This is a genomic window from Geodermatophilus sp. SYSU D01106 (genome assembly GCF_054049995.1).
Genome location: NZ_JBJGYM010000001.1, coordinates 235,815 through 245,732 on the forward strand (window position 1 = coordinate 235,815; position 9,918 = coordinate 245,732).

At 75.7% G+C, this 9,918-nt stretch carries 12 protein-coding genes; 8 read left to right on the forward strand and 4 right to left on the reverse strand.

Annotated elements, in window-relative coordinates; genetic code table 11:
- Positions 1-12 precede the first annotated feature (12 nt).
- Positions 13-336, forward strand: a complete 324-nt coding sequence (locus tag ACI78R_RS01250) for a GNAT family N-acetyltransferase (protein ID WP_457039374.1) — start codon at positions 13-15, stop codon at positions 334-336.
- A 5-nt stretch (positions 337-341) separates the two neighbouring features.
- Here the strand turns inward: ACI78R_RS01250 and ACI78R_RS01255 are convergent, their stop codons facing one another.
- Entirely contained in the window at positions 342-1,229 is an 888-nt protein-coding gene (locus tag ACI78R_RS01255) for an SDR family oxidoreductase (RefSeq protein WP_457039375.1), read from the reverse strand.
- 63 nt (positions 1,230-1,292) lie between these two features.
- Between ACI78R_RS01255 and ACI78R_RS01260 the strand changes: the two genes are divergently transcribed.
- Positions 1,293-1,892, forward strand: coding sequence for a TetR family transcriptional regulator (locus ACI78R_RS01260; protein WP_457039376.1), 600 nt, complete (start codon positions 1,293-1,295; stop codon positions 1,890-1,892).
- A gap of 4 nt (positions 1,893-1,896) precedes the next feature.
- Here the strand turns inward: ACI78R_RS01260 and ACI78R_RS01265 are convergent, their stop codons facing one another.
- Genes ACI78R_RS01265 through ACI78R_RS01275 form a run of 3 tightly spaced genes read right to left on the reverse strand, consistent with a single transcriptional unit; the run spans position 1,897 to position 3,772 of the window.
- Positions 1,897-3,066: an FAD-dependent monooxygenase gene (locus ACI78R_RS01265; protein WP_457039377.1), complete on the reverse strand. Its 1,170-nt coding sequence runs from the start codon at positions 3,064-3,066 to the stop codon at positions 1,897-1,899.
- Positions 3,063-3,308: a helix-turn-helix domain-containing protein gene (locus tag ACI78R_RS01270; protein WP_073421161.1), complete on the reverse strand. Its 246-nt coding sequence runs from the start codon at positions 3,306-3,308 to the stop codon at positions 3,063-3,065. The genes ACI78R_RS01265 and ACI78R_RS01270 overlap by 4 nt, the downstream gene beginning before the upstream one ends.
- On the reverse strand, positions 3,308-3,772 hold the full coding sequence (locus ACI78R_RS01275; protein WP_457039378.1) for a DUF2975 domain-containing protein: 465 nt from the start codon (positions 3,770-3,772) through the stop codon (positions 3,308-3,310). The genes ACI78R_RS01270 and ACI78R_RS01275 overlap by 1 nt, the downstream gene beginning before the upstream one ends.
- A 111-nt stretch (positions 3,773-3,883) precedes the next feature.
- Between ACI78R_RS01275 and ACI78R_RS01280 the strand changes: the two genes are divergently transcribed.
- The 6 genes from ACI78R_RS01280 (at position 3,884) to ACI78R_RS01305 (ending at position 9,529) form a co-directional block, all read left to right on the forward strand.
- Complete coding sequence (locus tag ACI78R_RS01280) at positions 3,884-4,330, forward strand: helix-turn-helix transcriptional regulator (RefSeq protein WP_073421157.1); 447 nt, start codon at positions 3,884-3,886, stop codon at positions 4,328-4,330.
- A 5-nt stretch (positions 4,331-4,335) separates the two neighbouring features.
- Entirely contained in the window at positions 4,336-4,761 is a 426-nt protein-coding gene (locus ACI78R_RS01285) for a VOC family protein (protein WP_457039379.1), read from the forward strand.
- A gap of 130 nt (positions 4,762-4,891) precedes the next feature.
- Positions 4,892-7,276: an ATP-binding cassette domain-containing protein gene (locus ACI78R_RS01290; protein WP_457039380.1), complete on the forward strand. Its 2,385-nt coding sequence runs from the start codon at positions 4,892-4,894 to the stop codon at positions 7,274-7,276.
- Between the two features lie 4 nt (positions 7,277-7,280).
- Positions 7,281-8,039, forward strand: a complete 759-nt coding sequence (locus ACI78R_RS01295; RefSeq protein WP_457039381.1) for a DUF2332 domain-containing protein — start codon at positions 7,281-7,283, stop codon at positions 8,037-8,039.
- Between the two features lie 34 nt (positions 8,040-8,073).
- Entirely contained in the window at positions 8,074-9,102 is a 1,029-nt protein-coding gene (locus tag ACI78R_RS01300; protein WP_457039382.1) for an iron-siderophore ABC transporter substrate-binding protein, read from the forward strand.
- 202 nt (positions 9,103-9,304) lie between these two features.
- Complete coding sequence (locus ACI78R_RS01305; RefSeq protein WP_457039383.1) at positions 9,305-9,529, forward strand: hypothetical protein; 225 nt, start codon at positions 9,305-9,307, stop codon at positions 9,527-9,529.
- The last annotated feature ends 389 nt before the right edge of the window (positions 9,530-9,918 follow it).

The following is a 9,918-nucleotide window of genomic DNA, read 5'->3' on the forward strand; positions in this document are numbered from 1 at the left end:
AGGATCACCGCCATGAGCGATGCGACGCCGCAGGTGGTGGACGTGCCGGAGGCCGGCCGCTTCGAGGTGCGGGTGGACGGCGCCGTGGCCGGCTTCGCCGAGTACCGGCGGACGGCGTCGTCGCTGGCCTTCACCCACACCGTCGTCGACCCGGCCTTCGAGGGCCGCGGGCTGGGGTCGGTGCTGGCCCGGGGTGCCCTCGACGCCGCGCGCGCCGAGGGCGTGCCGGTGCTGCCGTTCTGCCCCTTCATCCGCAGCTGGATCGAGCGGCACCCCGACTACGTCGCGCTGGTCCCGGCCGCCCGGCGCGCGCAGTTCTCGCTGCCGGAGGGCTGAGGCGCTCAGGGGGCCGCCTCCACGTGCGCGTAGGCGCCGGCCGCGAGGTCCTCGAGCAGGCCCGGGCCGGCCGGCGCCCAGCCCAGCAGCTCGCGGGTGAGCGCGGACGACGCGGGCGAGTCCGCGGCGAGGAACGGCCCGAGCCAGCCGAAGTGGTCCGGCTCGACCGGCCGCACCGGCAGGCCCATCCGGCGCCCCACCACCTCGGCGACCTCCCGGACCGGCACGCCCTCCTCGGCGACGCCGTGCAGGAGCGAGCCGGCCGGCGCACCCTCCAGTGCGAGGCGGTACAGCCGGGCGGCGTCGGAGCGGTGCACCGCCGGCCAGCGGCCGCCCTCGACCCAGCCGGAGACCCCGGTGTCGCGCGCCGTGGCGACCAGGGTGGCGAGGAAGCCGGGGTCGCCGGCCCCGTGCACGGAGGGCGCCAGGCGGACGACCGAGGACCGCACGCCCTTCTCCGCCGCGTCGAGCACCGCGCGCGTGGCGGGCGCGCGGGCGGCGCCGACGCCGTCGGGGTCGAGGTCGCGCTCGGTCGCCGTGCGGCCGGCGGCGATGCCGAGCACGCCGGCGGTGCCGACGAACGGGCGGCCGGTGCCCTCGAGCGCGCCGGTCAGCGCGGCGACCGCGCGTTGGTCGGTGCCGACCGAGGCGTCGTAGTCGGAGAAGTCGTGGACGAAGGCGAGGTGGACGACGCCGTCGACGGACGCCGCCGCGGCGGCCAGCCCGGCCGGGTCGGTGAGGTCGCCGCGCATCGCTTCGGCGCCGGCGGCCCGCAGCGCGTCGGCGCCGGCGTCGGAGCGGGTCAGCCCGACCACCTCGTGGCCGGCGACGAGCAGCTCGGGGACGAGGGCGGAGCCGATCCAGCCGGTGGCTCCGGTGACGAGGACGCGCACGGTGACCTCCTCAGGTCACGAGGGCCGACCTGATGTCAGCCGCTGCCATCACCATAGGCTCGCATGTCAGTCGCTGTCATCACTACTCTCGTCCCCGTGGTGAGGTGGCAGCCGGACGCGCGCGGGCGGCTCGAGCGCGCCGCCCTCGAGCTCTACGCCGAGCGCGGTTTCGATGCCACGACCGTCGCCGGGATCGCGGAGCGGGCAGGCCTGACGGAGCGCACGTTCTTCCGCCACTTCGCCGACAAGCGCGAGGTGCTCTTCGGCGGGTCGCCGGTGCTCCAGGAGCGGCTGGTGGCCGGACTGGCCGCCGCGCCCCCGTCGGCCGGACCGCTGGCCGCGGTGGGCACGGCGCTGGCCACCATCCCCGAGACGCTCCCCGAGGAACGGCGCGCGGGCGCGGCGCAGCGCCAGGCGGTCATCGACGCCACGCCCGAGCTGCGCGAGCGGGAGCTCGCCAAGTTCGCCGCGCTCACCGCCGCGATGGCGCAGGGCCTGCGCGAGCGCGGCGTCGGTGAGCCGACCGCCAGCCTGGCCGCGGAGGCGGGCGCCGCCGTCTTCCGGGTCGCCTTCGGCCGCTGGATCGGCGGGGACGCCCGCGACCTCGGCACCCTGCTGGCGGCCTCGCTGGCCGAGCTGCGGGGCGTCGCGGCCGACGGCTGAGCGCTCAGGCGGGCACGCCGGCCGCCGTCCGGCGCACCGGCGCCGGGTCGGGGAAGGAGCGGTCGCCGAAGAGCACGCGCCGGGCGGCGGCCCGGCCGGGCGGGGTGCGCAGCAGCGCGACGCCGGCCCCGGCGACGGCGGGCGTGCGCACCGCGGCGAGGCCGCGCCGCAGGAGCAGCCGGCCGCGGAACGACGCGCGCAGCGTGGCGCCGTCATAGGCGGCGAGCGCGTCGCGTCGGCCGGTGCGCAGCGCGTAGTCGAGGACCTCGGCGGCGTGCGCCGACAGCCGCAGGCAGGGATCGAGGCCGCCGGCGGTCAGCGGGGAGACCGCGCCGGCGGCGTCGCCGACGAGCAGCCCCTCCGGGCAGCCGATCCGGCGCAGCAGGCCGCCGACCGGGATGGGGCCGCCGCGCCGCTCGACCGCCTCCGGCCGCGGGCCGGGCAGCCCGGGCGCGGTCGCGGCGAACCGGTCGAGCGCGGCGCGCAGCCCGGACGGGAAGCGGTGCGCGTACCCGGCGACCCCGACGTGCGCGTGCCGGCCGTCGTCGACCACCCAGGCGAGGTAGCCCGGCGCCAGCGTCGGGTCGAGCACGCAGTGGAAGGTCGGCGTCCGGCCGGTGTCCGGGACGGCGTACACCTCCTCCGCGCCGGTGAGCAGCTCGGTGTTGCGGTCCAGGCCGAGGTCGCGGGCCACCCGGGAGCGGGCGCCGTCGGCGCCGACCAGGAACCGCGTCCGCACCCGCAGCGGGCCGCCGGGGCCGGTGAGGACGACGGCGCCGTCGTCGGCGCGGCCCTCGTAGCGGGTGCCGAGCGCCAGCCGCACGCCGGCCGCCACGGCGGCGCGCGCGCCCGCCTCGTACAGCGGGCCCATGTCGCCGACGCGGTACTCGTCGCGGTCGCTGTCGAGCACCACCGGGCTGCGCAGACCCGGCGGGTACAGGGCGACGCGGCGGATGGGCGGGCCGAGGTGCTCGGGCGGCAGGTCGAAGTCGTCGAGGGTCCGGCGCACGAAGATCCCGGTGGTGCGGACCGCCCCGGTCAGCCGCGGCCGCCGGTCGGCCAGCAGCACGTCGTGCCCGCCCCGGGCGAGCAGCGTGGCCGCGTGCAGCCCGGCGAGGCCCGCCCCCACCACGACGACGTCGGCGCCGTCGTGCCCCTTCCCGCCGGCGCTCACCGGCGGGCCTCCTGCACGGCGGCCGGCGCGTCCTGCTCGTCGGGCACCCACTCCAGCAGGTCGCCGGGCTGGCAGCCGAGCACCCGGCACATGGCCTCGAGCGTGCTGAACCGCACCGCCTTGGCCCGGCCGTTCTTGAGGACCGCGACGTTGGCCGGGGTGAGCCCGACGCGCTCGGCGAACTCCCCCACGCTCATCTTGCGGCGGGCGAGCTCCACGTCGATCCGGACGACGATCGCCATCAGATGACCGCCTCGAGGTCGTCGTGCAGGGTCGTGGCGTGGCGCAGCAGCGCCCGCAGGACGACGACGAGCAGCCCGACCGCCGCGCCGACCACCGCGAGCCCGAGCAGCGCGGCGGGCAGCCCCGGCGGCGCGCCGGCCGCGGCCGCGTACGCGGTGGCGGCCAGCAGCAGCACCTCCGCGGCGGCGACCAGCCGCACGACGGCGTCGACCCAGGGCCGGGACGCCGCGCTGAACACCCGGTCGCCGGCCACCAGCGCCAGCAGCCGCCAGGTGCAGACGACGACGGCCTCGGCGCAGGCGAGCACCAGTACGCCGGCGGCCAGCAGCGGGCCGCGCAGCCCGTCGTCGGGCAGCTGCCCCACCGCCCAGGGGAGGCCCGCCACCTGGGCGGCGAGGAGGGTGACGAGCACCAGGACGAGCAGGACGCGCAGCGGGCGCACCACGCGGGGTAGCGGAAGCATGCATCGACCGTCGTGCACTGGCTATCGAATGTCAATCGGTACACGCCGTCGGTCGATGGTCCGTCGCAGTCAGGGGTGTCCCCGCGGGGGCTCCGGTGGCACCATCCGCCCGTGACCAGGCCGCCGGACGACCGCGAGCACCTGCGCGACCTCGCGCGGCTGCGCCGGGTCCGCGACCGGATCGACCGGGAGTACGCCCAGCCGCTCGACGTCGAGGCGCTGGCCCGGGGCGTGCACGTGTCGGCCGGCCACCTGAGCCGCGCGTTCCGGCGGGCCTACGGCGAGTCGCCGTACTCGTACCTGATGACGCGGCGCATCGAGCGCGCGATGGCCCTGCTGCGCCGCGGCGACCTCACCGTCACCGAGGTCTGCTTCGCCGTCGGCTGCTCGTCCCTCGGCACCTTCAGCACCCGGTTCACCGAGCTCGTCGGCGTGCCGCCGAGCACCTACCGGCGGGAGGCGGCGCGCGCGGCGGACATGCCGTCGTGCGTGGTCAGGGCGGCGACGCGACCGGTCAGGAATCGAGAAGCACCGGCGGGGGCGCCGTCCCTAGCGTGACCGACATGACCTCCACCGCCACCGACCTCACCATCCACCACGCCTTCCTCCCCCACGACGACCCCGAGGCCTCGCTCGCCTTCTACCGGGACGCGCTCGGCCTCGAGGTGCGCAACGACGTCGGCTACGCCGGCATGCGCTGGATCACCGTCGGTCCCGCCGACGGGGCCGCCACCTCGCTGGTCCTGCACCCGCCGGCCGCCGACCCGGGCGTCACCGACGAGGAGCGCCGGGTGATCGCCGAGATGATGGCCAAGGGCACCTACGCCTCGCTGGTCCTCGCGACGAAGGACCTCGACGGCACGTTCGACCGGATCCAGGCCACCGGCGCCGAGGTGGTGCAGGAGCCCACCGAGCAGCCCTACGGCGTCCGCGACTGCGCCTTCCGCGACCCCGCCGGGAACATGGTCCGCATCCAGGCCGTCACCTGAGCCGTCACCTGCGCGCCTGAGCCGTCGCCCGAGCGCCCGCGGGTCAGCCGGACGGGGCGGAGGGCTCCCGTCCCGTCGTCCCCGTCCGGTAGACAGCGGCTGCGACCCCGCGACCTCGGATGGAGACCCGATGAGCACGGCCACGCCCGACGCCCGCCCGAGCTCTCCGCACGCGGCGGACAGCCACGACCTCATCCGGGTGCACGGAGCCCGGGAGAACAACCTCAAGGACGTCAGCGTCGAGCTGCCCAAGCGCCGGCTCACGGTCTTCACCGGCGTCTCCGGGTCGGGGAAGAGCTCGCTGGTGTTCGGCACGATCGCCGCGGAGTCGCAGCGGCTGATCAACGAGACCTACAGCGCCTTCGTGCAGGGCTTCATGCCCACGCTGGGCCGCCCCGACGTCGACGTCCTCGACGGCCTGACGACGGCGATCATCGTCGACCAGGAGCGGATGGGCGCCAACCCGCGCTCCACGGTGGGCACCGCCACCGACGCCAACGCGATGCTGCGCATCCTGTTCAGCCGGCTCGGGCAGCCGCACGTCGGTGGGCCGCAGGCGTTCTCCTTCAACGTCGCCTCGATCAGCGGCGCCGGCGCGGTCGCGTTCGAGAAGGGCGGGCGCGAGGTCAAGGAGCGCCGCGAGTTCAGCATCACCGGCGGCATGTGCCCGCGCTGCGAGGGCATGGGCCGGGTCAACGACATCGACCTGACCGCGATCTACGACGCGGAGAAGTCGCTGCAGGACGGCGCCCTCAAGGTGCCCGGCTACAGCATGGACGGCTGGTACGGGCGCATCTTCGCCGGCGCCGGGCTGCCCATGGACGTGCCGGTCGGGGAGTTCACCGACGAGCAGCTGCACACGCTGCTGCACGGCGAGCCGACGAAGATCAAGGTCGAGGGCGTCAACCTCACCTACGAGGGCGTCATCCCGAAGATCCAGAAGTCGATGCTGTCCAAGGACGTCGAGGCGATGCAGCCGCACGTGCGCGCCTTCGTCGAGCGGGCGGTCACCTTCACCGCCTGCCCCGAGTGCGGCGGCACCCGGCTGAGCGAGGCCGCCCGGTCGTCGAAGATCCGCGGGCTGTCCATCGCCGACGTCTGCGCGATGCAGATCAGCGACCTCGCCGCCTGGGTGGGCGAGCTCGACGAGCCGTCGGTCGCGCCGCTGCTGGCCTCGCTGCGGCACACCCTCGACTCCTTCGTCGAGATCGGGCTGGGCTACCTCTCCCTCGACCGGCCGTCGGGGACGCTGTCCGGCGGCGAGGCGCAGCGCACCAAGATGATCCGTCACCTCGGCTCCTCGCTGACCGACGTCACCTACGTCTTCGACGAGCCCACGATCGGCCTGCACCCGCACGACATCGCCCGGATGAACGAGCTGCTGCTGCAGCTGCGCGACAAGGGCAACACCGTGCTCGTCGTCGAGCACAAGCCCGAGGCCATCGCGATCGCCGACCACGTCGTCGACCTCGGCCCGCGCGCCGGCACCGCGGGCGGCGAGGTCGTCTACGAGGGCACCGTCGAGGGCCTGCGGGCCAGCGGCACCCTCACCGGCCGCCACCTCGACGACCGCGCCGCGCTCAAGCCCGCGGTGCGCACGCCCACGGGTGCGCTCGCCGTCCGCGGCGCGGCCACCCACAACCTGCAGGGCGTCGACGTCGACGTGCCGCTCGGGGTGCTCGTCGTCGTCACCGGGGTCGCGGGGTCGGGCAAGAGCTCGCTCGTCCACGGCTCGGTGTCCGGGCGCGAGGGCGTGATCACCGTCGACCAGGGCGCCATCCGGGGCTCGCGGCGCAGCAACCCGGCCACCTACACCGGCCTGCTCGACCCGATCCGCAAGGCGTTCGCCAAGGCCAACGGCGTGAAGCCCGCGCTGTTCAGCCCCAACTCCGCCGGGGCCTGCCCCACCTGCAACGGCGCGGGCGTCGTCTACACCGACCTGGCGATGATGGCCGGCGTCGCCAGCCCCTGCGAGGTGTGCGAGGGCCGCCGGTTCATGGACGAGGTGCTCGAGTACAAGTTGGGCGGGCGCGACATCAGCGAGGTCCTCACGATGTCGGTCGCCGAGGCGCTGGAGTACTTCGGCGCCGGGGAGGCGCGGACGCCGGCGGCGCACGCGCTGCTCACCCACCTGTCCGACGTGGGCCTGGGCTACCTCACCCTCGGGCAGCCGCTCACGACGCTGTCCGGCGGCGAGCGGCAGCGGCTCAAGCTGGCCACCCACATGGCCGGCAAGGGCGAGGTCTACGTGCTCGACGAGCCCACCACCGGCCTGCACCTGGCCGACGTCGAGCAGCTGCTCGGCCTGCTCGACCGGCTGGTCGACTCCGGCCGCTCGGTCATCGTCATCGAGCACCACCAGGCGGTCATGGCGCACGCCGACTGGGTCATCGACCTCGGTCCCGGCGCGGGCCACGACGGCGGCCGGGTCGTCTTCGAGGGCACCCCGGCCGACCTGGTCGCCGCCCGCTCCACCCTCACCGGGCAGCACCTGGCCGCCTACGTCGGCGCCTGACGCCGTGCCCCGGCGGGCGGTCCGCGACGAGACCGGCCGGTACGCCGTCCTGTACCCGCTGGTCGCGGAGGCGGCGCGGCGGGCCGGCGCGGACGCCGTCGGGCTGGTCGACGTCGGCCGCCCGGCCGCGCTGAACACCGCCGTCGACCGGGTGGGCGTCCGCTACGACGACGGCCCGGTGCTCGGCGACCCGGCCTCGCCGGTGCAGGTGCGCGCCGGGACCGTCGGCGGCCGGCCGGTGCCCGCGACGGCGCTCCCGCCGGTCGTCGCCCGGGTCGGCGTCGACCGGGCGCCGCTCGACGTGACCGATCCGGACGACGCGCGGTGGCTGCTGGCGTCCGTGCCGGCGGACGACGAGGAGCGGACCGCGCTGCTGGCGGCGGAGGTCGCACTGGCGGCCGCCGCCCCGCCGCGGCTCGTGCGCGGCGACCCGGTGAACGTGCTGCCGGAGGCGCTGGCGCGGGTGCCTGCGGGCGCACTCCCCGTGGTGACGACGACGTGGGCGCTGTCCCGGCTGGCGCCCGCGCGCCGCGCCGCGTTCCTGAGACGCCTCGAGGAGGCCGCGGCCGGGCGAGCGCTGGCGTGGGTGTCGGCGGAGGGCGTGGGGGTGGCGCCGTCGGTGCCGACGCTCGGCGACCGCCCCGCCTCCGGGCACAGCATCCTGGCCGTGGCGGTGTCCGACGGCGGGCGACTGCGCGTCGAGACGGTGGGTCGGTGCTGGTCACGGGGCCGTCTGGTGGCGTGGCTCCCGGACGCCCCGTGATCACCGCGCGGTTAGGGCAGGCTAACCTGCCCGGGTGTCTCCGCGTCCGGGTCTCTCGCGCCCGTCCCGTCTCGTCGTCCCCCTCGCCGTCCTGGCCCTCACCGGCGGCCTGACGGCCTGCGGCTCGGAGGACGAGCCCGCCGCCGACGCCGGCTCGTCGTCCTCGTCGTCGTCCTCGGGCGCCTTCCCCGTGTCGATCGAGAACAAGTTCGGCACCACGGAGATCCCCGAGGAGCCGCAGCGGGTGGTCACCGTCGGCTTCAACGACCAGGACTTCGTGCTGGCGCTGGGCGTCACGCCGGTCGGTGAGCGCGAGCTGCTCGGCGACTACGACGCCACGACCCGCCCGTGGGCGGAGGAGCAGCTCCCCGACGAGGAGATCCCGACCGTGGGCGGCGAGGAGATCGACGTCGAGGCCGTCGCGGCACTCGAGCCCGACCTGATCGTCGGCGTGTACTCGTTCATGGACGAGGCCGTGTACGAGCAGCTGTCGGGCATCGCGCCGACGCTCGCCCAGACCGACGAGTACGCCGACGGCGCCACCCCCTGGCAGGAGCAGACGCTGCTCATCGGCCAGGCGCTCGGCCGCGAGGACGAGGCCCAGGCGCTCGTCGACGACGTCGAGGGCCGGTTCGAGACCGCGGTCGAGGAGAACCCCGACTTCGCCGGCACGTCGATCGCCGTCGACCTGACCGGCGTCGGCTCGGGCCACTACCTGCTGGGCTCCGACGACCTGCGCACCCAGTTCTTCACCGACCTGGGCTTCACCGTCCCCGAGACCAGCACCGACGTCAGCCAGGAGCGGCTCGACCTGCTCGACGCCGACGTGCTCGCGGTGAACGGCTACGACCAGGCCGCCGCCGACGCCGACACGCTGTTCTCCGCGCTCGACGTCGTCACCTCGGGCCGCACGGTCCTGCTGGGCGCCTACTCCGGCGACGTCTCCGCGGCGCTCGGGTTCGGCAGCCCGCTGTCGCTCCCCTACCTGGTCGACGAGGTCGTCCCGGCCCTGGCCGCCGCGGCCGACGGCGACCCGGCCACCGAGGTCCCCGTCCTCGGCTGACGCCCGACTTCCGACGCGCCCCCGGCCTGCCGGCCGGGGGCGCGTCCTGCGTCCGGGGATGCGGCGCCCGCGGCCCGACTGGCTACCGTCCGGCTGTGGAGCAGCGGGAGCCGTCCTCGCGCACGCCGCTCTCTGGCCACCCGGAGGCGGGGAGTTCGTCCTGCGCACCCCCGACGGAGAGATCCTGGCCAAGGGCCGCCGGATGACCCGCCGGGACGCCCGGAGCTGGCTCAAGCGGGAGGACGTGTTGCTGGGGCGCTGGCCCTGCGGCCCGGCGGTCGAGTGGATCGCCGCTGAGGGGGACCGGTTGCGCTTCGCCGCCAAGGTCCGGCAGGGCGAGGGCAGCGACTGCAACCCCGCGGGGGACGTGCTGCTCCACCGTTTGCACAGCGGCCGCACAGCCGTCGTCCTCGAGGAGTCCTGGTGATCCTCCGGCTCGCCCGAGGACACCACGGGACGGACGGACTGTCGACGAGCCAAGCGCCCCGACGGGACGAGGAAGCCGTCACTCGGGCGGCCGATGCCGTCGGCGGTCCGCCAGCCTGGTGAGCAGCTGGTACTCGGCCACGATGACCCCACCGCGGCCTTTTGACCCCACCGTGACCAGGCCGACCAGCCGGCTCGGACGCTCGCCGCCAGGGTCGGCGCCCCGGTGAGTCGACCGGTGAGTTGCCCGAGCGGCAGGCTGCGACTTGCGTGCTCCTCGAAGCGGTGGGATCTGCCTCACGACAGTCGGACGTCGGACGACGACGCGTACGTCAGAGCCGACGGTGATCGAGCCGCCTGACGAGCACGTGATGGACGAGCCCAGGTGGT

Excerpts from the sequence above, each read along its gene's own strand:
- ACI78R_RS01250 (WP_457039374.1), top strand. The coding sequence starts at position 13 with ATGAGCGATGCGACGCCGCAGGTGGTGGACGTGCCGGAGGCCGGCCGC.
- ACI78R_RS01260 (WP_457039376.1), top strand. The coding sequence starts at position 1,293 with ATGTCAGTCGCTGTCATCACTACTCTCGTCCCCGTGGTGAGGTGGCAG.
- ACI78R_RS01270 (WP_073421161.1), bottom strand. The coding sequence starts at position 3,308 with ATGGCGATCGTCGTCCGGATCGACGTGGAGCTCGCCCGCCGCAAGATG.
- ACI78R_RS01275 (WP_457039378.1), bottom strand. The coding sequence starts at position 3,772 with ATGCTTCCGCTACCCCGCGTGGTGCGCCCGCTGCGCGTCCTGCTCGTC.
- ACI78R_RS01285 (WP_457039379.1), top strand. The coding sequence starts at position 4,336 with ATGACCTCCACCGCCACCGACCTCACCATCCACCACGCCTTCCTCCCC.
- ACI78R_RS01290 (WP_457039380.1), top strand. The coding sequence starts at position 4,892 with ATGAGCACGGCCACGCCCGACGCCCGCCCGAGCTCTCCGCACGCGGCG.
- ACI78R_RS01305 (WP_457039383.1), top strand. The coding sequence starts at position 9,305 with ATGACCCGCCGGGACGCCCGGAGCTGGCTCAAGCGGGAGGACGTGTTG.